Genomic DNA, 23,195 nt, shown 5'->3' with positions numbered 1-23,195 from the left:
GACTTCTCCGCCTGAGGTCACGGCGGTCAGTGAGCCGTCTTCATATTGCCTGCGCCACTTGAAGATCTGATTAGCATTGATACCGTGCAGTCGTGCGACGTGAGACACGGTCATGCCCGGTTCCATAGTCTGCTGAATAATGGCAATTTTTTCCTGCGGAGTACGACGCCGACGTCGCTCAGGTCCTGATAACACTTCAACCATCTTATTATTCTGACTGGTGTTAAACATAGTTCCAAGACTACCTCTTATTTTAAGAGAGGCGAAGTGTCTGGTGATCTAAGGGGCTAATCTAGTTAGTACAACCAGTTACAACGTCAAGTTACGATCCTGAATACATCCCACTGCTTATTACACTTCCTCGGTGAGAAACTTCATAACTCAAAATCTGTATCGTAAAGCACGAGGTGAATGGTCATATCATTTTATGCCAATGGTGCCCGCACATACTTTCGTGCTATATATAAGTTTATTGTGCTCACCCATGTATCAGCACATACCGACTTCTTAAAACCAACAGTCACTAACATATATTGGAGAGTTTTTATGGATGATATTTTTTCAATATGGGATAAGATTCAGAAGATTAATATCGACTTCATCATATTTGTTTTTGTCGTTATCTTTGTTTTAAAATTCAAAGATCTTTTTGAGTTGTTATTCAAATACTCCACCCATAGAACTGAGCAATTAAATCTTGCTAAAAAGTTGCTCGAAGAGTCTGGATATGCAGACTCAAAAGAAATGGTCATGATAAAAAGAATGATGAAATATCGTGCTGTGAAAATCGCAACCAATCTGATAAATGATAAATATGGAAATCTATATTGCTATTTATTCTCAAAGTGTACAGAGGAAGAAATGCATGGATTACATAAAACCGTGCCTTTTGTTGAAGGCAACGGAAATGAATTTCACCTCAATGACCGTGCACTCACAAAAAGAAGGTCAACAGGTATCCTGTTATCCGTTGCCCTTGTTTTCCTCACTATTTACATGAGCATCATCTTCAAAACATCTCCATCCATAAATCTGAATTGGTTATTCAGCTCATTTATTATCCTTGAAGTTGGGTTCTTCTTCTACTGGTGGGCAAAGATAATGCCTGATGATATTGAAGTGAAATACACTAAACAGTTACTAAAAAAGACTAATATTGATGAGTTCAATGAATATCTGAAAGCACCTGACGACACAACAACTCATGGGGACATCGGATAAAAGTTAAGCGTTAACATCAGCAGCTACGCTAATAAATGTACCTACCAGGAACAGTCAATCTATTACCAATAAGTAGACTTTGCTGATCAATGCGGGAGGAGAAAAACGGCTGCTGCCAGGTTCGCAGATAAAAGGCGCGTTTATCGCGCTCAACACATCCCACGAAACCAAAAACATCGTCATTACTGAAGGTTACGCCACGGCATTAACCCTCAGCCAGGTGGCTAACAATATGGTGGTTGCTGCGATGTCGGCCAATAACCTGCGTAATGTCGCGCTGGCCCTGAAAAACCGTTATCCCGAAAGCTGCATGATCCTGGCGGGCGATCATGACCTGCATTCTGATGGCTCTGCAAATACCGGTATGGAGCAGGCAGTGCAGGCTGCTCGGACTGTGAATGGCTGGGTATCTTTCCCACCCGGCGAAATTGCCTGCGACTGGGATGATTATCGCCAGCAGTACGGCATTGATGCCGTCAAAACTGCCTTTCAGGAACAGATGTATCAACCTGAATGTACTGAAATCCCACTCACCCGCATGGAGCAAACTTACATGGAGTTAAGTACCGCGTTGCCATTGCGCAAAGGTTCTGATGGTTTCGATACCCGGCAGGACTATTTGATTAAAGGTTATCTGCCTAGCTCATCCGTCACCAGCGCCTATGGTGCCAGCGGATCATATAAATCATTCCTGGCGGTATCCTGGGGATGCCATATCGCCACCGGGAAACCCTGGGCAGGTAAGCCGGTGACACAGGGTGCGGTTATTTACGTGGTTGGTGAAGGCGGTATCGGTGTTCCCCGCCGTATCCAGGCATGGGGGGAAACGCTGAACGGCGGAAGCCCTATCGATTCGCTGTACCGCGTGGATTGTGCCATCTTCCCTGCCAACCCGGAAAGCGTTGAACAGGTGATCAAAGCGGCCAACGACGTTAAAGCCGCAACCGGCATGCCGGTAAGGTTGATTATCCTCGATACCCTCGCCCGCTGCTTTGGCGGTTCCGATTAAAACGCGGCGAAAGATATGGGCGCGTTTATTCAGGGTTGTGACTTCATCAAGGCAGCAACGCAGGCCACCGTGTTGATTATTCATCATTCCGGTAAGGATTAAGACAGAGGCGCGCGCAGTTCCAGTGCGTTCAGGGAGGCTCTGGATGTTGAATTTAACGTGCGTCGGGAAGGTGAAGGTGGTGCGCTAATCCTCAGTTGCACCAAGATGAAAGATGCCGAGGAACCACCACGGCAGGCATACGACCTTTTTCCGGTCGATCTCTATATCGATAACGATGGCGATCAGATCAGTTCTCTTGTCCTGAAGGATGAAGGAAGACCGGTCAATGAGTCGGATGATGAAGGCAATGCTGAGTTGGCTGGAATTTCACGTTTGACTGAAAACCATTTGGCGCTCTGGAAAGCCATTCGTTTGCGCACTGCCAACGGTGAACCATGCACTCGTGCTTTGCTTCGTGATGACATGAGGAAAATGGGGTTCGACGTTTCCAAGAAATTCAACCGCTGGCTGGAAAAACTAGTAAGAGACGGTCTGATAATTTGCGATGGTGAGCTTGTCAGGCCACTTTGTCAGGGTCTTAAAGTGGGGGATTAAATGGGGCACATGTGGGGGAAGAAGTATCAGTCATCACTTTTTGAGCTGATTTCCCCCACTCCCCACCTGTATATATACGCCAAGCGGGGGAGGATAATAAAACCAATAATAAACAATAGGTTACAAAAAAACCAAAAAATGAAGTGGGGGAACGGTGAAACACCTGCAAAGTGGGGGCTAAGTGGGGGAAGTTTTGGGTTCTTGCCACTTAAACAGACATCTTTGAAAACTAACGTCTAGCATCTTCGTTCCATCCATTTTGAAACCGGTTATTTAAGCTTCCTTACCTTAGAACCCATTGTTAGACTTCATGTAAGAAACATTTGGGCCGCTTAGCACAAACTGCGGAGCTGAAGCTGATGAGCTGTACAAGTTACCCAGGCTGTTTCGCTAACATTGTGTTTGAAATGACCACCCCATAAACTGATCAACAAACTAAACTCAGTTGAGCGTTAACACTCGAATGAATAAAAAAAATCGTGAAATTAAGCCTATTGCCATCGATCTATTCGCAGGTGCAGGAGGGTTCTCACTTGCAGCTGTACAGGCTGGTTGCACAATTGCCGTTGCTATTGAAAATGACGCCTATGCTGTAAAAACGTACAAAGAAAACATACTGAAGTATGATGCGGCAAAAAATGCAAAGGTTTTAGATAAAAGCATACTTGAGTACGTTCCCGAGTCAGTACGTGATGAAATTCTTGGAAATGTTCAATGCGATCTTCTTTTGGGAGGACCTCCATGCCAAGGGTTCTCGACGCATCGAATACTTGATGCCGGGGTCAATGATCCACGTAACCAGTTGGTTCTTTCATACTTTAGTTTTGTTAAAGCATTTCGCCCACGCGTTTTCCTCATGGAGAATGTTCCAGGTATACTATGGGAACGTCATAAAGAATTTCTCGAAAAGTTTTACGAGGAAGGCTCTAAGGCTGGATATCACGTTTTCAGACCTGTTGTATTGGATGCCAGAGATTTTGGTGTACCGCAAAGACGAAAACGGGTTTTCATCTTAGGTGTCAGAGACGCAGCAGATGTGCAAAATTTTATATGGCCCCCTCAAGCAACTCACTCTGCACCCGGAAAAGTTAAATCTGGACAGAAACTGTGGGTACCATGCGCTAATGTTTTTAAACCAGCCCCAGCTAATGATGAAAATGACATCCATATGAACCATGGGCCTGATTTGATTGAAGCATTTAGTAATACACCACCGAATGGTGGTAGTCGCAAAGATTCAGGACGAATTCTTCCATGCCATGAACAACATGATGGGCACAAAGATGTTTATGGTCGAATTGATCCTGCTGAACCCGCCCCAACGATGACTACTGCATGTATTAATCCATCAAAAGGTCGTTTCGTACATCCAACCGAACATCATGGCATAACATTGCGGCAAGCAGCCCGAATCCAGACATTTCCAGATAATTTCACCTTTACCGGGGGATTAACTGCGGCAGGACGACAAATTGGTAACGCTGTTCCTGTTGAGCTAGGTAAGTACTTGATCAAACATATTAAAAGTTATTTAATTGATAAAACCTTAGACCAGACGCATGCTAATGTCCTTTCGTGCGTCCAAGAATACCAAATCGAGAAAGTATGATTGAGACTCTTGCCTTTCGTACACAAGCCAGAACGGTTGATCACTTAGGACGCGAGCAAATCGCCGACTGTCCCACAGCGATTTCGGAGCTTTGGAAAAATGCCTATGATGCATATGCACGCGACGTAAGCCTCCATATCTTCGATGATCCTGAGCCGGTAGCAGCCGTCTTCGATGACGGCCACGGCATGAACTATGATGAGTTTATCAATCGTTGGCTCGTGGTAGGCACAGATTCAAAATACGATACAAATACTTCAGATGATGATGACAGAGATGGCTTGCCAAAACGAACCAAGCAGGGTCAAAAGGGGATTGGCCGGCTGTCTTCAGCAAATCTTGGACCACTTCTCTTAATTGTCAGCAAACGAAAAAAAACAGACTTCGTTGCTGCACTTATTGATTGGCGCATTTTTGAAAATCCCTATTTGGTCTTATCTGATATTGAAATACCTGTAACCCAATTCGCTGAAAGGACTGATCTCTTTCAGTTGCTACCAGATTTATTCGAACGTTTGAAAGATAATATTTCTGGTAACATTTCAGACGAAAAACGCGCCAATCGGCTCAAGCTTGCTTGGGAAACTTATGATCGGGTTATATTGGAGGATGATCCAGAAGCAAAAAAGCCATCCGAACTAATAACTAACACAATCATCAATGCACGATTCGAAAAACGCCATTTTGAACCTTGGTTGGTTTGGAATGAAAAAAGACAGCATGGTACTGCATTAATTGTTTCTGACATCAACTATGATCTCAAAGCGCAATTACCTTCTATCGAATTAGATTCAAATATTAAAAATATTCGAGATTCTTTTTTCAGTACCCTTTCTGCATTTACTGATCCCTATGTTGCAGCTGATGCCAGTGAGTTCAATGCGTTTGACCCTAGATTTTCATATGAAGTGAAGACATGGTCGGAGACGTTCTCATCAACCATCATTGAAAATGACAGAGAAGCTATTAACCGCGAAGTTACAGAAGAAATGGAGCACGTTTTATCTGGAAACATTGATGAATATGGTGTTTTTAGAGGCCAAGTAAAAGCCTTTGGAGAATGGAGAAAGCTTGGAACAGATTATGTAATTTATCCTCCTAAAGATTTAACTATCCCTAAAGGGCCTACCACATTTATTGGGCCATTCAGTCTTCATATAGCAACATTCGAACTAATGAGAGATAGTTCAACCCTTTCTAATGAGAACTTCACTCGCTTTTTGGGACTTGCTAAGCAACATAGTGGTTTCCTGATCTTTCGTAACGGATTGCGCGTTCTGCCTTATGGGCGTGAAACTAACGACTTCTTTGAGATTGAAAGGCAACGTAGCGTTAATGCTGGTCGAGAATATTGGAATGCTAGACGTATGTTTGGACGGATCGCAATTTCAAGAGAGTTGAACCCAAACTTACGTGACAAAGCTGGGCGAGAAGGTTTTATTGATAACCGTGCTACTAAAGTGCTTCGAGAGGTTGTAAAAAACATACTCAAGCGTGCTGCTTACGAATATTTCGGCAGTAATTCCGACCTTCGAAAAGAACTACTCCCTGATATTAGAGCTCAAAATGAAAAGGATAGAGCTGAAAAAGAACGCAAAGAACTTGCGAAACTGAACGCACAAAAATTTCGCTCACGACTAAATACAAACTTGCCGATTTTATTTTCAATGGTTAATGAGACAGAGAAAATAAATGCTAACATCCATATTAACAATGAACTGGATTTGGATAATACCCAGACGTTGATTAGTGAGTTGAGTATGCGTTTAGCCGATTTACGAGTAGTCGGCGCGCCCGCAAAGCTTGGCTCTGCGGAAGATGATTATAGAACATTCAGAACTATGTACACTGAAATGTTGGAGCGTATTCACGTTCTAGAACAGAAGCGAGCAGACGCAATTCAGAGCATCAATCCTGCAAAACCAGAAGATATTGCTCAAAAACAGCTCAGTAGTCATGCCAGCAAGTTACAAGCGCGTTTAAGATCTTGGCGTAAATCTATTGATACTCTACAAGGAGCAGAACGAGACCGAGTATCAACCCTCTTTGATGAACGTAATAAGGCTTTTCATCTCGAAGCTATGCCATTAGTTGATCAGGTCCGGATAGGACTTCTTGGTCTCGATCAAGCTTTAGAACAGATGAAGGCAATATACACGAAGCTTGATATGGAGAACGAGGATACTTTCCAATCATATTTAGATGCACTTGAGTTAATGAGCGAAAATATCAATATTGAACTGATAGCCCGGCAAGGTACGGCAGACAATATTACTTTGCGTGATGATTTAAACCGTCTCAATCAAGTTGCCCAACTTGGTATTACAGTAGAAATCTTAGGCCATGAACTGACCAATAATGAGCGTATGGTTAGGGAAGGTATCAGGAAAATCCGTACAATCGGAGATATTCCTGGTACTAATCTGGTTGTTGAAGGATTTGAGGCACTAAGTCAACAACTTGAGTTTTTATCACCACTGAAGGTGTCAGGAAACAAAACGCGCCGGCAAATTTTCGGTAAAGATATTGAAGACTATATCATCAGTTTTTTTGAGTCAGTTTTACATAACCGAGCAATAAAAATACACGCCTCGAAAGAATTCCGAGCATTCTCAATATTTGATCAACCATCTCGGATATATCCTGTTTTTGTGAACCTAGTGAACAATAGTGTCTATTGGTTAGTGACATCTAGCACTCCAAATGCTGAGGTTTATCTTTCAATTTTAGACGACAAAGTAATTATTTCTGATAATGGACCCGGTATAAATCCGGTTGATCAGGAAAATCTTTTTAAAATGTTTTTCACTCGAAAATCCAGTGGAGGCAGAGGTATTGGGCTATATCTCTGCCGGGTAAATTTAATGGCCAGTGGCCATTCTATTGAGTACGCCACAGATCGTAAATTTAGGCTATTGGCAGGCGCTAATTTCGTGATTAATTTCAAGGGGGCCAATTTTGGCTGAGGCAAATACTTTTAACAATTTGGTTCGCGAAGCATTTATATCTCCGCTGCGCTCTGTATTAATCATTGACGATCAATACCCAACGTGGGAAGAAATATTTAATTCAAAAATTGCTGGCGAAGATAACTCTCGACAAATAGAAGCTCGGTCAAAAAGCAAGAAATGGCAAGAATCTGTGATTGCAAGTGAAGTCATGAAGTTGATAAAAGAATTTCGCAGTCAAAATCCGGGCTTTATTATTGATATTCATGATGGCGTTTCTTCGAGCTCTACAGAAAAAACAGCAGGCAGTGAGACTCCAGGACAACTTGCTGATCACCTTCATCAATCCGATTTATTGATTTTAGATTACAATTTAGAGGGTGCAGAAACAGGTACAGGAGGCGATATAGCCAGAAAAATCCTTTCTTCTGTATTGGATAATCAGCACTTCAATTTAGTAGTAGTCCATACTAGCGAAGAGCTAGATAAAGCCATGTATGAATCCCTTCGTGCTTTAATGAGAAGTCGTACATCACTTTACGATGCAGAATGTATTGCTCAAATAAATATCCTCGATGATATAATTACTGAGAAAGAAAATGCAGATGAATTTGATCGTGGTCTCATCGAAGAAAAACTCGACATGGCTTCATATATTCAAGCACGTCACCCAGATGGAGGTCAAGAAAAGGCTATAAGTGATTTCATGCAAGGAAGAGGGGCTTATGCGAGTCTAGCTGAATGGTCAAATGAGCTAAGTTTAATTGGTTCGCAAAAAAAATGCTTCTTTCACTGGGCAATGCGAACCTTTGAAAAAAAATATCTAGCTGACTTTACGGAAAACCCACCAAAAGATTTATCGTGGAATGTTTCTGATGCTTGTAAATGGTTGCGAACTTCGCGCGGGTTTGCGTGTTTTGTAAAAAAAGGCCCTGAAAACCTTTTAGCCGAACTTGAACATGCTCTTGTCGATTGGAAGCCTACACCATCTCGCCTTTTATCAGCGAAGTATCGAGATGAAATAAGTAGAATAGGTGCAGAAGTAGAGGATGCATCTTTAAAAAACAAATATGCACTTGCAAAATTCTACGAAACCATACTTAAACCAGGAAAGGAAGGGCTTCCCCATGAACAATTACAACTCCTTCGTCATTACAATTTAAAAGACCATGTTTCACGTCAATCTGAAATGTTGTCATTCTTAGTAGAAGAAAATGTTGCTGATTTCGGAAAAAAGATTTTCTCTGTAGATGAAGAAACAGGATTCACTTTCAAAGATCATTACCGTGTCAACTTAGATAACGATGCCGACAATAAAAAAGCCATTAGCCAATATAATCGTTACGTTTGCTGCCTTCCATCAAGAATGGATGTTTTGGGAAAAGTAAATACAGAGCAATTAGATAGCGGACATGTATTTAAATTGGATGATACTTGGTGGGTCTGTGCAACACCAGCTTGCGACTTACAACCAGGTCAAAGCACAATCGCATTCAAGAAAGGTAATGATGTTAGTTTACGACCTTTCACTGCAATACGATTACAAAAAGTTACAAACCCAAATGAACTAACAGCACATCATATTAATAGTGGTTCTTACTGCTATGTTGAATATGATGGAAACATATTAGGACTTGGTATCAAGTCGCCAAAAGAAGATTCCTCAACTCCAGCGATTCAGAAAGTTGAGTGGCGTACATTCGTAGCACAACAAGGAGCGGTAATTCAGGATGGAAAACTTTCTCTGCTAGAGTTACAACTTGAGCTTGATGGATTAAAGATAAAGAGTGAAAAAAAAGAAGTAGAAGTAATTGCAAAATTGCGATATGAATATGCGCTAAATTATATTCAACGCGTTGGTGTTAGTGTCAGTCGAATCGGCCTTGGGTACGTATCGCCATCATTGTAAATAATTTACAATTATAAGTCGGCAGCACTTAAAAAGCATGTATTACTGGCGGTGATAATTTCCTAATCACCCCAGAAATACATGCTAAAACTATTATTTCAAAATTAACTATTTATGATACATAAGCATACATACAATTTTTTCTAAGTTTAGAATATTCACTACTAGCATGCAATTGACGGTAAACTTAGTTTAACGAGTCCGCACTAAAGAGGATCATCAGCCCTTCTCCGGACATCTGCCAGTTATCTCTCGGCTTAGGTGTCCCCCGCGACAGAATAGGAGAGTTCTCCAGCGGAATCAGCAACCACTCTTTCCCCTCAGCCTTCACATGCATAAAATCATCAGAAAAATAAGTATTTTACCCCAGCCATAACCCGATTCATTTTAGTTGCCCCCATCCCTCAACCCATCCAAATAATCCGCATACCACTGCAACATCTCCCTCCTTCCATCCATGTACTGCGCATGGTTGTACGTCCCGCGAATTGAATTCCTGTCCACATGCGCGAGCTGCACTTCAATCCACGCCGAGTTATACCCCTGCTCATGCAAAACCGTGCTCATGGTATGCCTAAACCCATGCCCAGTAGCCTTCCCATCGTACCCAACCCGTTTGATCACCTGATTAATCGTGGCTTCACTCATCGGCTTTCCGGCGTTGCTCCTGCCCGGAAACACATACTTCCCACGCCCGGTGAGCTGCTGTATCTCCTCCAGCAACTCAACAGCCTGCCGAGACAGCGGCACCGAATGCTTACGGCGCTTCTTCATACGTACTTCGGGGATCTCCCAGAGTCCTTTACTTAAATCAAACTCACGCCACTCCGCAGCGCGTAATTCAATCGTTCGCGTCCCTGTCAGCATCAGCAAGCGTGTAGCGTACTGAGTCATCTTACTGCCGCTATAACCACACAACGCGCGCATAAACGCGCCTAACTCGTTATTCAGCAGATAAGGGAAATGCTTTTGCTTCGGGGGTTTCAGCACCGCCGCCAGATCAGTCACGGGGTTAATCTGCGCCCTGCCCGTTACGATGGCGTGGGTGAAAATCTGCCGACACGCCTGGCGGGTTTTCTTCAGCTTATCCAGCACGCCGCGTTGTTCCATTTTGCGCAGCACCGCCAGCATCAACATGGGTGTGATTTCAGTGACCGGCATTTTGCCGATATGGGGAAAAATATCTTTGCGCAGGTATTCCAGAATGTCGTCAGCATAGCCTTGCGACCAGTTAGCCCGCTTTGTTTCATGCCAATCGCGCGCCATCGCTTCAAAGTTGTTGTTCACCGCGAGGATTTTGGCCTGCTTCGCCTCCTGCTTGGCTGCGCCGGGATCACCACCGGCAGCCAGTATCCTTTTCGCGTCTTCACGCTTGCCCCTCGCCTGCGCAAGCGTCACAGCAGGATACAGGCCAAACACCACGCGCTTTTCTTTTCCTGCAAAGCGGTATTTCAGCCGCCAGCTTTTACCACCAGTGGGGAAGATTTCGAGGTACAGACCGCCGCCGTCAGCCAGTTTATAGGCTTTGTCTTTCGGCTTGGCAGTCTCGATTTGACGGACGTTGAGCTTCATTTGGGGGCATCTCACTCCATTGAACAGGCCAGTGCCCCCAATGATGCCCCCATAAAAGTAAAGTTTTTAGCGGAACTGAATAGAAATCAAAAGACCCGGAATGCAGCATTGGCAAGGAGTTAGAGGGAATTCGCAGACTAAAAAGGATATCGGAAGAAGAGGAGATGGCACGCCCTACAGGATTCGAACCTGTGACCTACGGCTTAGAAGGCCGGTGCTCTATCCAGCTGAGCTAAGGGCGCATATGCGGTTGCGTCGAATTATACGTTGGCACGCAGTCGCGTCAACGTTTTTGCACCTGCCAAGTGCAGAGTGCTGATGTTCTAACCAATCCCTGTCAATGACGCTTACGATAATCGCTCAGCGACACCAGATTACTCTCCTCATCCGCCTTGCCTTCCAGCTCCACGCCCGGTAAAAACGCCCCGTTAAACCGCTCACGCATCAGGTTCATCTCTTCACGGTCCGGCTCCAGTTCGCGCAGAAAACCCATCGCCAGCAACAGCTGTTGTTGGGTGATCACCGGTGAAAAATGCGCGCGGCTGAGAATCTGATGCCAGCGCCGCATGTTCTCTTCCTCACCATCAACAATGCACACCTGCCAAATCAGCAGCACTGCCGCCGCGTTCTGCAAATGGTTTTCATTGTCGCCGGTGATGTAGTCAGTGAACTCCTTTGCCGCCTCTTTCCCCATCAACGATAGCATCGATTCCACATGGACCGGTGGCAGTTGCAGTCGTTTGCTCAGGGACTGAGCCGCATGGCGAGAACCGGCCGTCAGCAGGCGGAAGCCCACCACAAAAACCACCACTAAAGTCGCAAGGATTAGCCAGATCATAAACATTCCACTAAATTCATTGCCGGGCATCATACGGGTTAACGCGGGCAATCTGAAGTGACAAAAGCGCGCCTCAGGATCAATCTGTGCCTGACAGCGCGACGCGCTTCTGACAGAATAGGCGCCTTTCCCCGATTCAACATTACACAGTGGATTTCCTCTCTGATGGCAGCAAAAATTATTGACGGTAAAACGATTGCGCAGCAGGTGCGCCTTGAGGTTGCGGAAAAAGTACAGCAGCGTCTGGCGGCTGGAAAACGTGCGCCTGGCCTGGCAGTCGTTCTGGTGGGGGAAAACCCCGCTTCGCAGATCTATGTCGCCAGCAAACGCCGCGCCTGTGAAGAAGTGGGATTCGTTTCCCGTTCTTACGATCTGCCAGCAACCACCAGCGAAGCCGAGCTGCTGGATTTGATCGATGCGCTGAACAACGATCACGAAATCGATGGCATTCTGGTGCAGCTACCGCTCCCGGCAGGCATCGATAACGTCAAGGTACTGGAACGCATCGTGCCGGACAAAGACGTCGACGGTTTCCATCCTTACAACGTGGGCCGTCTGTGCCAACGCGCGCCGAAGCTGCGTCCCTGCACCCCGCGCGGTATTGTCACCCTGCTGGAGCGCTACAACATCGATACCTACGGCCTGAATGCTGTGGTGGTTGGCGCATCCAACATCGTTGGCCGTCCGATGAGCATGGAGCTGCTGCTGGCCGGTTGCACCACCACCGTGACCCACCGTTTCACCAAAGATCTGCGTCACCATATCGAACATGCCGATCTGTTGATCGTGGCAGTAGGTAAACCGAACTTTATTCCGGGCGACTGGATCAAGCCGGGCGCGATTGTGATTGATGTCGGTATCAACCGTCTGGAAAGCGGCAAAGTGGTTGGCGATGTGGATTTCGAAGCAGCCTCAGAACGCGCTTCCTACATCACCCCTGTGCCGGGCGGCGTTGGCCCGATGACGGTCGCCACCCTGATTCAGAACACCCTGCAAGCGTGCGAAGAGTACCACGATGAGGAGAACGCATAATGGCGACGTTTTCTCTGGGTAAACACCCACATGTTGATCTTTGCGATTTGCTGAAACTCGAAGGCTGGGTGGAGAGCGGCGCACAGGCCAAAGCGGTGATCGACGAAGGCGAAGTGCGCGTTGATGGCGCGATCGAAACCCGTAAGCGCTGCAAAATCCTTGCCGGTCAGACGGTAGAATTTGCCGGCCAACGCATTACCGTGGTGGCTTAAAAAACGTAGCGGCGCGATTTATCGCGCCTGTTGCTTCTAAAAAGCGCGATAAATCGCGCCGCTACTAAGCTGAAATAAAAAGGGCGAACATCAAAGTTCGCCCTTTTTTCGTTACTTACGACGCCAGGTTGTGCCCTGCGGGCCATCTTCCAGCACGATGCCCAGCGCATTCAATTTATCGCGCGCCACATCAGCTTGCGCCCAGTCTTTCGCTTTACGCGCATCGTTACGCATCTTAATCAACGCTTCGATTTCAGCCACTTCATCGTCGTTGGCTTGCGCACCGCTTTGCAGGAACTGCTCCGGGTCCTGTTGCAGAATACCCAGCACATCCGCCAGCTGACGCAGTTTTGCCGCCAGCGCATTCGCCGCGGTTTTGTCTTCCGCTTTCAGGCGGTTCACTTCGCGCGCCATATCGAACAGCACCGAATAGGCTTCCGGCGTGTTGAAGTCATCTTCCATCGCGCTACGAAAACGCGCGTCGAACTCTTCGCCACCGGCAGCCACTGCGCTGACATCGGTATGACGCAATGCGGTGTAGAGACGCTCCAGCGCCGCGCGTGCCTGGTTAAGGTTATCTTCGCCATAGTTGAGCTGGCTGCGATAGTGGCCGGACATCAGGAAGTAACGCACGGTTTCGGCATCGTAATGTTGCAGCACATCGCGCACGGTAAAGAAGTTGCCGAGGGATTTTGACATCTTCTCGCGATCAACCATCACCATGCCGGAGTGCATCCAGTAGTTAACATACGGGCCATCGTGCGCACAGGTGGATTGCGCCACCTCGTTTTCGTGATGCGGGAACATCAGGTCCGAACCGCCACCGTGGATATCAAAATGGGTGCCGAGTTGTTTGCAGTTCATCGCCGAACATTCGATATGCCAACCCGGACGCCCGTTGCCCCACGGTGAGTTCCACGCGGGTTCGTCGGCTTTGGACATCTTCCACAGCACGAAATCCATCGGGTTGCGCTTCACTTCGGCTACTTCAACGCGCGCACCGGCCTGGAGTTGTTCCAGATCCTGACGCGACAGCACGCCGTAATCTTTATCGCTCAGTACATCAAACATCACATCGCCATTGTCGGCTACGTAGGCATGCCCACGTTCGATCAGGCGGCCAACCAGCTCGATGATCTCGTCGATATGACGCGTCGCACGCGGCTCCAGATCGGGCGGCAGGATGCCCAGCGCAGCAAAATCTTTATGCATTTCACCAATCATACGATTGGTCAGGGTTTCGATGCTTTCGCCATTCTCGTTGGCACGTTTGATGATTTTGTCGTCGATATCGGTGATGTTACGCACATACTTCAGCTTATAACCGACATAGCGCAGGTAACGCGCTACCACGTCAAACGCCACAAAAGTACGTCCGTGGCCAATATGACAGAGGTCGTACACCGTGATGCCGCACACGTACATGCCGATTTCGCCAGCATGAATGGGTTTGAATTCCTCTTTCTGTCGCGTCAGGGTGTTATAAATCTTTAGCATTGAACGGTTCCGTATTTAACGTGTGCGGGAAAGGCCTTTCCAGGCTAGCTGCGTATTGTGCCGTATTTTTTACTTCAGCGCGACGCCAGCATAGCAACTGTCGCTGCCTTGCTGACGCGTCATCACAATTTGTGATATAAGATGCGTCTACAAAAATGCCCGCTGCTCTGAGGCAGGCGCGGCAATCGACACCGACGACAACCTTTACAGGACGAGAATGATGGTCACCTTCCAGACGAACCACGGCGATATCGTGATTAAAACCTTCGATGACAAAGCGCCGGCAACCGTAAAGAACTTCCTGGATTACTGTCGTGAAGGTTTCTACGACAACACCATTTTCCACCGTGTGATCAACGGCTTTATGATTCAGGGCGGCGGCTTTGAGCCGGGCATGAAGCAGAAAGCAACTAAAGAAGATATCCGCAACGAAGCCAACAACGGCCTGAAAAACACCCGTGGCACCCTGGCGATGGCGCGTACTCAGGCTCCGCACTCGGCGACGGCTCAGTTCTTCATTAACGTGGCAGACAACGACTTCCTGAACTTCCGCGACGAAAGCCTGCAAGGCTGGGGTTACTGCGTGTTCGCAGAAGTGGTTGAAGGCATGGACGTGGTCGACAAAATCAAAGCGGTAGCCACCGGCCGCAGCGGCATGCACCAGGACGTGCCGAAAGATGACGTAGTCATCCAGAAAGTGACCGTTAGCGAGTAATGTCGCGCACGCTGTTTATCGCAGATCTTCATCTGTGTGAAGAAGAACCGGCAATCACTGCCGGTTTTCTGCATTTTTTGCAGCGGGAAGCGCATCAATGCGATGCGCTTTACATCCTTGGCGATCTGTTCGAAGCCTGGATTGGCGATGACGATCCCAACCCTTTGCATCAGCAAATCGCCGATGCGCTCAAGGCCCTGCCGGTGCCGACATTCTTTATCCACGGTAATCGCGATTTTCTGCTCGGTCAGCGTTTTGCGCGTGCCAGCGGCATGACATTGTTGCCAGAGGAACAGGTGTTAACCCTGTACGGTAAACGTCTGCTGATTATGCATGGCGACACCCTGTGCACCGACGATGAAGGCTATCAACGCTTTCGCGCTAAAGTGCACCAGCGCTGGCTGCAAAAGCTGTTTCTGGCCTTACCGCTCAGCTTGCGGATGCGTATCGCTGCCAAAATGCGCGCCAACAGCAAACAAGCCAATCAACACAAATCCCTGAGCATCATGGATGTGAACCAGCAGGCGGTGATGGATGCCATGGCCCGCCAACAGGTGCGGCTACTGATCCACGGCCACACCCATCGCCCGGCGATCCATGATTTTGTTTTACAGGGTGAAAATGCCCAGCGCGTAGTGTTGGGTGCCTGGCATCAACAGGGTTCGATGATTCAGGTCGACGCCGATGGCGTCAGGCTTAGCGAATTTCCGTTCTGATTAACGGGCAATCTTGCCCGTTTTCCGGCCACGCAACCGTTTTCCTTACTGCCATCTCATGCTATTCTCTGTGCCCTTCTTCACCTGCCCGCCCGGCCAGGTTCGTTTGTATATTCACAGGAGTTGACCGCATGTCATCCAACGCCGCCCCGGCTCGTATCGCCATCGTCATGGGTTCCAAAAGTGACTGGGCTACCATGCAGTTCGCCGAGGAAATTCTTAACAGCCTGGATGTCCCCTTCCATGTGGAAGTGGTTTCTGCTCACCGTACGCCGGACAAACTGTTCAGCTTCGCCGAAAACGCCGCGCAAAATGGTTTCCAGGTGATTATCGCCGGTGCTGGCGGTGCAGCCCATCTGCCGGGCATGCTGGCCGCCAAAACCCTGGTGCCGGTGCTGGGTGTCCCGGTACAAAGCGCCGCCTTAAGCGGTGTCGACAGCCTCTACTCGATTGTGCAGATGCCGCGTGGTATTCCGGTAGGTACACTGGCAATCGGTAAAGCCGGTGCCGCCAATGCTGCTCTGCTGGCCGCGCAGATTCTGGCAATTCACGACAGCGCGCTGGCAACTCGCCTCGCCAACTGGCGTCAGACCCAGACTGACGAAGTGCTGAACAACCCGGATCCGCGGGGGGATGCATGAAGCCGGTTTGCGTACTGGGAAATGGTCAGTTAGGCCGTATGCTGCGCCAGGCGGGTGAACCGCTGGGCATTGCCGTTTATCCGGTCGGGCTGGATGCAGAACCTTCTGCGCTGCCGATCGCACAAAGCGTGATCACGGCGGAAATTGAACGCTGGCCTGAAACCGCGCTGACGCGTGAACTGGCAAGCCATCCGGCCTTTGTGAACCGCGATATTTTCCCGCGTCTGGCCGATCGCCTGACGCAAAAACAGTTGCTCGATCAACTGAACCTCGCCACCGCACCGTGGCAACTGCTGGCGGATAAAAGCGAATGGCCGCAGGTGTTCAGCTCGCTTGGCGAACTGGCTATCGTCAAACGCCGCACCGGCGGCTACGACGGACGCGGTCAGTGGCGTCTGCGCGCCAATGAAACCGACACCCTGCCGGATGAATGCTACGGTGAATGCATCGTTGAACAGGGCATCAACTTCAGCGGTGAAGTGTCGCTGGTTGGCGCGCGTGGTCAGGATGGCAGCACCGTTTTCTATCCGCTGACCCATAACCTGCATCAGGAAGGGATCCTGCGCACCAGCGTCGCGTTCCCACAAGCCGATGCGGCGCAGCAGCAACAGGCCGAAGCGATGCTCAGCGCGATCATGCATGAGCTGAATTACGTCGGTGTGATGGCGATGGAGTGCTTCGTTACGCCGCAGGGCTTGCTGATCAACGAACTGGCACCGCGTGTCCACAACAGCGGACACTGGACGCAGAATGGTGCTTCCATCAGCCAGTTCGAGCTGCATCTGCGCGCAGTGCTGGGTTTACCGCTGCCGCAGCCGGTGGTGTATGCACCTTCGGTAATGGTCAACCTGATTGGTACGGATGTGAATCTGGCGTGGCTGCATCAGCCGTTGGTACATCTGCATTGGTACGAGAAAGAAGTGCGTCCGGGACGTAAAGTCGGCCACCTCAATCTGACCGACAGCGACCAGGGTCGTCTGGCCGCGGCATTAAATGCGCTGGTGCCATTGCTGCCGGCGGAGTATGCCAGCGGTATCGCCTGGGCCGTAGAGAAGCTGTAATTATAAGGTCGCCAGCAATGGCGACCTTACCCTTCCGTGGCGGCGCAATTTATTGCGCGAATTTTGACTGTTGCGTCAAGGTCAAAGGCGCGCGATAAATCGCGCCGCTACACCAGGAGGCATGTCGACCAGGCGATCACGCCGCCTCAAACCGCCTGAACAACGCCTTCCCTTTCAGCAAACGCACCCCCAGCCAGCCGCCGCACAACGACAGCAAAATCGCCCCGGTGATCGGCAGCGCCAGCCACAGGCTCCAGTCCGGTTCCCAGGGAAAATCGAAGATTTTGCGCTGCAACCCCCACAATGCCGCCTCCGCGCCCAGTGCTGCCGCAACCCCGGATACCACGCCGAGCAAGGCAAACTCACACCACAGGGTGCCGCGCAGCAGTCGTTTGCTGGCACCCAGCGTGCGATAAACCACCAGCTCCTGACGTCGTTGACGCATCCCGACCTGAATCTGCGCCAGCAGCAGCAGCACGCCACAGATCGTCACCAACACCACCATAATCTCCAGCGCCTGACTCACCTGCGCCAGCACCTGGCCGATTTGGCGCATCATGCTGCCGATATCCAGCAAACTCAGGGTGGGGAATGCCCGGTTGAGCTGCGCCAGCAAGGCAGGGTTATTCGCCATACGGAAACTGGTGAGCCAGGTTTGCGGCTGGTCATCCAGCGCCCCCGGCGGAAAGATAAAGAAGAAGTTGGGCCGCAAACTCTCCCAATCCACTTTACGCAGGCTGGTAATTTTGGCGCTGAACTGCTGGGTATCGCCGCTGAAAGTTAAGGTGTCACCCAGCTTCACCCCCAGACGATCCGCCAGCTCAGTCTCCACCGACACTTCCCCGACACGCGGCGGCCAACTCCCCGCTACCAGCGGATTGTGGTCCGGACGCTCCGCCTGCCATGTCAGATTCAGCTCACGATTCAAGGCGTTATCCATATTCGGATCGGCATCCTTACCGTTGAGCTGCGTCAGTCGGGCGCGGATAATCGGGTAGAAAGTCTCCGCTTTGATCTGATGCGATTGCAGGAAATCACGTACCTGTGGCACATGTTCATGCGTCATATTCAGCAGAAAATAGTTGGGACTATCCGGTGGCAACTGTTGCTGCCAGCGATCAAGCAGATCGCCGCGCATTACCAGCAGTAACGCCAGCAACATAAAGGAGAGTGAAAACGCCGCCAGTTGGCTGAGGGTCATTGCCTGCTGTCGCAACAGCCGGTTGATGGCCAGTCGCAGCGCCAGGTTACGCACCACCAGACGTCGCAACAGCAGCAAAGTGCCCCAGCCCAGTAACGCCAGCAACAACGCCAGCAACACCACACCCGCCAGCAACGCCCACAACATCTTGCTGCCGCCCATCAACAACGCCAGCAGGCCAATCACCACCAACGCCATCACTGGCAGATAGACGCGCAACGGCCAGACATTCGCCACCGCATCCCGACGCAGCACACGTAATGGCTGGGTTGCCAGCAATAACCGGTAAGGACGTATCCCCACCAGCAGCGAGATCACGAACATCGCCCCCAACGACCACAACCACGGCCAGAAACTGGCCGCCGGAAGTGCCGCAGGCAGCACCGGTTTCAACATCGCCAGCAGGATGATTTCAATGCCCTGTCCCAGCACGCTACCCGCCACCGCCGCCATCAGCAATACCGCCAGCCACTGACCGATGATCAAACGTTGCAGCACCTTACGCGTCGCACCGAGGGTCTTCAGCACCGCCACCAGATCATAGCGGCTGCGGCAATAGTGGCTCATCGCCACCGCCACCGCCGCAATCGCCAGCAGCAAAGTCAGCAAGGCGGAGAGCAACAAAAATTGCTGCGCGCGCTGCATCGATCGCCCCAGTGCATCTTCTGAGTTTTCCACGCTAATCCAGCGTTGATCCGCCTTGAGCTGCGGCTGGATCCAGTTATCGTAGCGCGCCAGCGGAGCAGGATCACCTGAGAACTTGTAGCGCCAGCTCAGCCGGCTGCCGGGCTGGATCGCGCCGGTTTTCTCCACATCCGCCAGGTTCATCAGCAAACGCGGTGCGGTCTGAAAAGGGTTAAAACCCGCGTCAGGTTCCTGAATAACTTCGCCTGCGATACGCAGCGTGGTATCGCCCACGTCAATCTGATCGCCGGTTTTCAGGTTCAACAGCGCCAACAATCGGGGGGCTGCCAGCACCGTCCCTGCACGAGGACGCAAGCCGGGCGGATCGGTTTGCAGGGTGCCAAACATCGGATACGCGTCATCCACTGCCTTCACATCCGCCAGCTGTGGCGTTTCCTGCGCAAAGGTCATGGTCATAAAACTCAGTTGAGGGCTGACTGAAAGTCCCTCGTGCCGCGCCTGAGCCAGCCAGGCTTCCGGCACCGGCGCGCTACTGCGCAAAGTACGATCCCCGGCCATAAAATCACGACTTTGCTGGCTTAACCCTTTTTCCATCCGATCGCTGATCGACCCCAGTGCCAGCACGCAGGCCACCGCCAGGGTCAACGCCAGCCAAACGATCAACAAGGAGGGCGAACGCCACTCACGCCAGAACCAACGCCAGATCATGACTCCTCCCACAATTTGCCATCACGCAACCGCAGACGACGATCGCAACGCGCCGCCAGCTGCTCATCATGGGTAACCAGGATCAGGGTGGTGGCAAAATCACGGTTGAGGGAGAACAGCAGATCGGCGATGCGATCGCCGGTCTGACGATCGAGGTTGCCAGTCGGTTCATCAGCAAACAACAAGCCAGGACGACCATTAAAGGCGCGGGCGAGCGCCACCCGCTGCTGCTCGCCACCGGAAAGCTGGGCGGGAAGATGATGCAACCGCGCTTTCAAACCGAGCTGCGTCAGCAACTCGACCGCCTGATCGCGGCTTTCGCGGTCGCTGACGCCACGCAATAGCGCGGGGAGCTGGACGTTTTCCAGCGCATTCAACGTCGGCACCAGCATAAAAGATTGAAAGACAAAACCGACTTCCCGCGCGCGCAACGCCGCACGCTGCTCCTCGTCCATGCTATGTAACGGCTCGCCGAGCAGATGCACTTCACCGCTGCTGCCATCGTCCAGCCCGGCAAGGATGCCCAGCAGAGTAGATTTACCCGAACCGGACTCGCCAATCAGCGCAATGGTCTGGGCGGGTTTGACAACCAGCTCAACTCCGGTAAGGATGGTCAGCTGATGCTCTCCCTGACCGACGGACTTAGTAAGATGATGAACTTCAACAATGTTTTCCGCTGGCATTATTCCTTCCTGTTGTTATTACTTCTGCTGGTGTCACGTCTTGCTGCGGCCGATACTCTGCTGGTGCTGGGCGACAGCCTGAGTGCCGGTTATCGCATGTCCGCGAACGTCGCATGGCCGAGTTTGCTCGACAAAGAGTGGCAGCAGCAGCCCAGAATTATCAACGCCAGCATCAGTGGCGATACCGCCGGTCAGGGGCTGGCGCGTTTACCGGCGCTATTAAAACAGCATCAACCGCGCTGGGTGTTAATCGAATTGGGCGGTAACGATGGCTTGCGTGGCTTCCCACCGCAAAATATCGCCCAGGATCTGAGCAAAATTATCGACGATGTAAAGGCGGCAAAAGCGCAGCCGCTGCTGATGCAAATTCGCATACCGGCAAATTATGGGCGTCGTTATACGCAGGCGTTTAGCGCGATTTATCCGCAGCTGGCACAGCAGTACAACATTCCTCTGGTGCCCTTCTTTATGGAGCAGGTGTACCTGAAACCGGAGTGGATGCAGCAGGATGGTATTCACCCGAATCCGGATGCACAGCCCTTTATCGCAGGGGTGATGGCGAAGGAACTGGCTCCGCTAGTAAAGCATGATTAACGCAGGCGCGTGATTTTTAACAGGTAAAGTTATGCAAAAAACCATTCTTATCACCGGCTGCTCCAGCGGTATCGGCCTGGTGGCCGCCAATGACCTGCTGATGCGCGGTTATCGCGTGATTGCCGCCTGCCGTCGGGCGGAAGACGTTGCGCGCATGCATGCGCTTGGTTTTATCGGCATTACGCTCGATCTGGACGATCCGGCCAGTGTCGATGCCGCAGCGGATCAGGTCATTGCGCTGACAGAAAATCGTCTTCACGGGCTGTTCAACAACGCCGGTTTTGGCATTTATGGACCGCTCGCCAGCCTGTCACGCCAGCAACTGGAGCAACAATTCTCCACTAACTTCTTTGGGACGCATCAACTGACCATGCGCCTGTTGCCCGCCCTGCAAGCCAGCGGCAGTGGACGTATCATTAATACCAGCTCGGTGCTGGGGGTGATCTCCACCCCCGGACGCGGCGCTTACGCTGCCAGTAAATATGCGCTCGAAGCCTGGAGCGATGCGCTGCGCATGGAATTACGCACCACAGGCGTGCGCGTCAGCCTGATTGAGCCAGGGCCGATCCATACCCGTTTTACGGAAAACGTCCATCAGGGGGAAAGCGACAAACCGGTGCGTAATCCCGGCATCGCCGCGCATTTTTCCCTGCCGCCTGAGGCGATCCTGCCAAAGCTGCGTCACGCTCTGGAAAGCGCGCATCCGCGCCTGCGTTATCCGGTGACGCTGGTGAGTTGGACCATGAGCCTGTTAAAAAGAGTACTGCCAGGCTGGATGCTGGATCGCATTTTGCGCAGCAAATAGGCTGCAAGCCTGATTAGAACTTGAAGCCGGGCAGCTTGCCCCCATATTCTCAACACACTTTCAGCAAAGAGACGTATTCATGTCACACGCTTTGATTATCGACATCAACGAATCCAATCTGCATCAGACGCTGGAACAATCCATGCAGCTGCCGGTGCTGTTTTATTTCTGGTCCGATCGCAGCCAGCACTGCCAGCAACTGACGCCGGTGCTGGAGCACCTGGCCCAGGAGTACGCTGGTCAGTTTATTCTGGCAAAACTGGATTGCGATAAAGAGCAGATGGTGGCTTCTCAATTTGGTCTGCGCTCCATCCCGACGGTGTACCTGTTCCAGAATGGTCAACCGGTCGATGGCTTCCAGGGGCCGCAGCCAGAGGAGGCGATTCGCGCCCTACTGCAAAAAGTGCTGCCGCGTGAAGAAGAACTGAAAGCCCAGCAGGCGATAGCCCTGATGGAAGAAGGCAAACCGCTGGAGGCTCTGCCGCTGTTGAAAGATGCCTGGCAGCTGAGTAATCAGGCCAGCGAAATTGGCTTCCTGCTGGCGGAAGTTCTGATCACCCTGAATCGCAGCGATGAAGCGGAAGCGGTGTTAAATGCGGTGCCGTTGCAGGATCAGGACACCCGTTATCAAAGCCTGGTAGCGCAAATCGAGCTGCTGAAAAAAGCCGCCGACACGCCGGAAATTCAACTGTTGCAGGAGCAACTGGCGAATGAGCCCGCGAACGCCGAGCTGGCTGCTAAACTGTCGTTACAGCTGCATCAGGTTGGTCGTAATGAAGAAGCCCTTGAATTGCTATTTGGTTTCCTGAAAAGCGACCTCAACGCCGGTGACGGCCAGGTGCGTAAAATGTTGCAGGAAATTCTGGCCGCACTCGGCACCGGTGATGCCCTGGCTGCACGTTATCGTCGCCAGCTTTATTCGCTGCTGTACTAATCAGTACGGGGTAGTAATCGGGCCGAAGCGACTCGGCCCGAAACAGTG

19 protein-coding genes, 1 tRNA gene and 2 pseudogenes are annotated in these 23,195 nt (G+C 50.5%); 15 read left to right on the top strand and 7 right to left on the bottom strand.

The genetic code is table 11. From position 1 onward, the window contains the following. Positions 1–204, bottom strand: a 204-nt coding sequence (locus CTZ24_RS05240) for a transposase (RefSeq protein WP_208724990.1), incomplete at its 3' end; no start/stop codon positions are given. 342 nt (positions 205–546) lie between these two features. Here CTZ24_RS05240 and CTZ24_RS05235 point away from each other — a divergent pair. From CTZ24_RS05235 to CTZ24_RS05210, 6 genes and pseudogenes are all read left to right on the top strand, one after another. Then, positions 547–1,221, top strand: a complete 675-nt coding sequence (locus CTZ24_RS05235) for a hypothetical protein (protein ID WP_208724989.1) — start codon at positions 547–549, stop codon at positions 1,219–1,221. A 79-nt stretch (positions 1,222–1,300) separates the two neighbouring features. After that, positions 1,301–1,678 (top strand): annotated as a pseudogene (locus CTZ24_RS26835) (toprim domain-containing protein); the annotation flags it as partial. An 81-nt stretch (positions 1,679–1,759) separates the two neighbouring features. Then, positions 1,760–2,827 (top strand): annotated as a pseudogene (locus CTZ24_RS05225) (helicase RepA family protein). Positions 2,828–3,290: 463 nt separating this feature from the next. Beyond that, positions 3,291–4,436 (top strand): DNA cytosine methyltransferase, encoded by a 1,146-nt coding sequence (locus CTZ24_RS05220; protein ID WP_208724988.1) that lies wholly within the window; start codon positions 3,291–3,293, stop codon positions 4,434–4,436. Continuing rightward, a complete protein-coding gene (locus CTZ24_RS05215; protein WP_208724987.1) occupies positions 4,433–7,402 on the top strand; it encodes an ATP-binding protein in 2,970 nt (989 codons plus the stop codon). Before CTZ24_RS05220 ends, CTZ24_RS05215 begins: the two co-directional genes overlap by 4 nt. Next, complete coding sequence (locus CTZ24_RS05210; protein WP_208724986.1) at positions 7,395–9,293, top strand: response regulator receiver domain; 1,899 nt, start codon at positions 7,395–7,397, stop codon at positions 9,291–9,293. Before CTZ24_RS05215 ends, CTZ24_RS05210 begins: the two co-directional genes overlap by 8 nt. Positions 9,294–9,680: 387 nt before the next feature. Here the strand turns inward: CTZ24_RS05210 and CTZ24_RS05205 are convergent, their stop codons facing one another. From CTZ24_RS05205 to CTZ24_RS05195, 3 genes are all read right to left on the bottom strand, one after another. Then, a complete protein-coding gene (locus CTZ24_RS05205) occupies positions 9,681–10,865 on the bottom strand; it encodes a tyrosine-type recombinase/integrase (protein WP_208724985.1) in 1,185 nt (394 codons plus the stop codon). Positions 10,866–11,030: 165 nt separating this feature from the next. Continuing rightward, positions 11,031–11,107: transfer RNA gene (locus CTZ24_RS05200), tRNA-Arg, on the bottom strand. A gap of 95 nt (positions 11,108–11,202) precedes the next feature. Further along, entirely contained in the window at positions 11,203–11,703 is a 501-nt protein-coding gene (locus CTZ24_RS05195) for a DUF1198 family protein (RefSeq protein WP_208724984.1), read from the bottom strand. Between the two features lie 165 nt (positions 11,704–11,868). Between CTZ24_RS05195 and folD the strand changes: the two genes are divergently transcribed. Together folD and ybcJ are read left to right on the top strand one after the other, a co-directional pair. Then, entirely contained in the window at positions 11,869–12,735 is an 867-nt protein-coding gene (gene folD, locus CTZ24_RS05190; protein WP_021182321.1) for a bifunctional methylenetetrahydrofolate dehydrogenase/methenyltetrahydrofolate cyclohydrolase FolD, read from the top strand. Next, positions 12,735–12,947 carry a ribosome-associated protein YbcJ gene (ybcJ, locus tag CTZ24_RS05185; protein WP_013508198.1) on the top strand — a complete coding sequence of 71 codons (213 nt, stop codon included), beginning with the start codon at positions 12,735–12,737 and terminating at the stop codon, positions 12,945–12,947. Before folD ends, ybcJ begins: the two co-directional genes overlap by 1 nt. Before the next feature lie 111 nt (positions 12,948–13,058). On the opposite strand, the gene cysS is transcribed toward ybcJ, so the two are convergent. Further along, positions 13,059–14,444, bottom strand: coding sequence for a cysteine--tRNA ligase (cysS, locus tag CTZ24_RS05180; protein ID WP_208724983.1), 1,386 nt, complete (start codon positions 14,442–14,444; stop codon positions 13,059–13,061). Positions 14,445–14,664: 220 nt separating this feature from the next. On the opposite strand from cysS, the gene ppiB reads away from it, so the two are divergent. The 4 genes from ppiB to purK all read left to right on the top strand — a co-directional run bounded on the left by ppiB (position 14,665) and on the right by purK (position 17,577). Further along, entirely contained in the window at positions 14,665–15,159 is a 495-nt protein-coding gene (ppiB, locus tag CTZ24_RS05175) for a peptidylprolyl isomerase B (protein ID WP_021182319.1), read from the top strand. Further along, entirely contained in the window at positions 15,159–15,875 is a 717-nt protein-coding gene (lpxH, locus tag CTZ24_RS05170) for a UDP-2,3-diacylglucosamine diphosphatase (protein WP_208724982.1), read from the top strand. The genes ppiB and lpxH overlap by 1 nt, the downstream gene beginning before the upstream one ends. A 131-nt stretch (positions 15,876–16,006) precedes the next feature. Beyond that, entirely contained in the window at positions 16,007–16,516 is a 510-nt protein-coding gene (purE, locus tag CTZ24_RS05165; protein WP_013508194.1) for a 5-(carboxyamino)imidazole ribonucleotide mutase, read from the top strand. Beyond that, the gene (gene purK / locus CTZ24_RS05160) at positions 16,513–17,577 is read left to right on the top strand and encodes a 5-(carboxyamino)imidazole ribonucleotide synthase (protein WP_021182317.1); all 1,065 of its coding nucleotides are present in this window, start codon (positions 16,513–16,515) and stop codon (positions 17,575–17,577) included. The genes purE and purK overlap by 4 nt, the downstream gene beginning before the upstream one ends. Before the next feature lie 136 nt (positions 17,578–17,713). On the opposite strand, the gene ybbP is transcribed toward purK, so the two are convergent. Together ybbP and ybbA are read right to left on the bottom strand one after the other, a co-directional pair. Continuing rightward, positions 17,714–20,131: a putative ABC transporter permease subunit YbbP gene (ybbP, locus tag CTZ24_RS05155; RefSeq protein WP_208724981.1), complete on the bottom strand. Its 2,418-nt coding sequence runs from the start codon at positions 20,129–20,131 to the stop codon at positions 17,714–17,716. After that, positions 20,128–20,814, bottom strand: a complete 687-nt coding sequence (gene ybbA / locus CTZ24_RS05150) for a putative ABC transporter ATP-binding protein YbbA (RefSeq protein ID WP_036624740.1) — start codon at positions 20,812–20,814, stop codon at positions 20,128–20,130. The genes ybbP and ybbA overlap by 4 nt, the downstream gene beginning before the upstream one ends. Between ybbA and tesA the strand changes: the two genes are divergently transcribed. The 3 genes from tesA (at position 20,782) to CTZ24_RS05135 (ending at position 23,147) form a co-directional block, all read left to right on the top strand. Next, a complete protein-coding gene (gene tesA / locus CTZ24_RS05145) occupies positions 20,782–21,408 on the top strand; it encodes a multifunctional acyl-CoA thioesterase I/protease I/lysophospholipase L1 (RefSeq protein ID WP_200864645.1) in 627 nt (208 codons plus the stop codon). The two genes, ybbA and tesA, sit on opposite strands and share 33 nt — an antisense overlap. A 31-nt stretch (positions 21,409–21,439) precedes the next feature. Beyond that, positions 21,440–22,213 carry an SDR family oxidoreductase gene (locus tag CTZ24_RS05140; protein ID WP_021182310.1) on the top strand — a complete coding sequence of 258 codons (774 nt, stop codon included), beginning with the start codon at positions 21,440–21,442 and terminating at the stop codon, positions 22,211–22,213. Positions 22,214–22,292: 79 nt separating this feature from the next. Continuing rightward, complete coding sequence (locus tag CTZ24_RS05135) at positions 22,293–23,147, top strand: thioredoxin family protein (protein WP_021182309.1); 855 nt, start codon at positions 22,293–22,295, stop codon at positions 23,145–23,147. Positions 23,148–23,195: the final 48 nt, after the last annotated feature.

The organism is Pantoea phytobeneficialis (assembly GCF_009728735.1).
In the GTDB taxonomy this organism is placed as follows: Bacteria; Pseudomonadota; Gammaproteobacteria; order Enterobacterales; family Enterobacteriaceae; genus Pantoea; species Pantoea phytobeneficialis.
The sequence above is the reverse complement of the archived record's forward strand: the minus strand, read 5'-3'. Positions and strand labels throughout refer to the sequence as shown.

Coding starts and splice junctions, on each gene's coding strand:
- CTZ24_RS05235 (WP_208724989.1), top strand. CDS start 547: ATGGATGATATTTTTTCAATATGGGATAAGATTCAGAAGATTAATATC.
- CTZ24_RS05220 (WP_208724988.1), top strand. CDS start 3,291: ATGAATAAAAAAAATCGTGAAATTAAGCCTATTGCCATCGATCTATTC.
- CTZ24_RS05215 (WP_208724987.1), top strand. CDS start 4,433: ATGATTGAGACTCTTGCCTTTCGTACACAAGCCAGAACGGTTGATCAC.
- CTZ24_RS05205 (WP_208724985.1), bottom strand. CDS start 10,865: ATGAAGCTCAACGTCCGTCAAATCGAGACTGCCAAGCCGAAAGACAAA.
- CTZ24_RS05195 (WP_208724984.1), bottom strand. CDS start 11,703: ATGATCTGGCTAATCCTTGCGACTTTAGTGGTGGTTTTTGTGGTGGGC.
- folD (WP_021182321.1), top strand. CDS start 11,869: ATGGCAGCAAAAATTATTGACGGTAAAACGATTGCGCAGCAGGTGCGC.
- ybcJ (WP_013508198.1), top strand. CDS start 12,735: ATGGCGACGTTTTCTCTGGGTAAACACCCACATGTTGATCTTTGCGAT.
- cysS (WP_208724983.1), bottom strand. CDS start 14,444: ATGCTAAAGATTTATAACACCCTGACGCGACAGAAAGAGGAATTCAAA.
- ppiB (WP_021182319.1), top strand. CDS start 14,665: ATGGTCACCTTCCAGACGAACCACGGCGATATCGTGATTAAAACCTTC.
- lpxH (WP_208724982.1), top strand. CDS start 15,159: ATGTCGCGCACGCTGTTTATCGCAGATCTTCATCTGTGTGAAGAAGAA.
- purE (WP_013508194.1), top strand. CDS start 16,007: ATGTCATCCAACGCCGCCCCGGCTCGTATCGCCATCGTCATGGGTTCC.
- purK (WP_021182317.1), top strand. CDS start 16,513: ATGAAGCCGGTTTGCGTACTGGGAAATGGTCAGTTAGGCCGTATGCTG.
- ybbP (WP_208724981.1), bottom strand. CDS start 20,131: ATGATCTGGCGTTGGTTCTGGCGTGAGTGGCGTTCGCCCTCCTTGTTG.
- tesA (WP_200864645.1), top strand. CDS start 20,782: ATGATGAACTTCAACAATGTTTTCCGCTGGCATTATTCCTTCCTGTTG.
- ybbA (WP_036624740.1), bottom strand. CDS start 20,814: ATGCCAGCGGAAAACATTGTTGAAGTTCATCATCTTACTAAGTCCGTC.
- CTZ24_RS05140 (WP_021182310.1), top strand. CDS start 21,440: ATGCAAAAAACCATTCTTATCACCGGCTGCTCCAGCGGTATCGGCCTG.
- CTZ24_RS05135 (WP_021182309.1), top strand. CDS start 22,293: ATGTCACACGCTTTGATTATCGACATCAACGAATCCAATCTGCATCAG.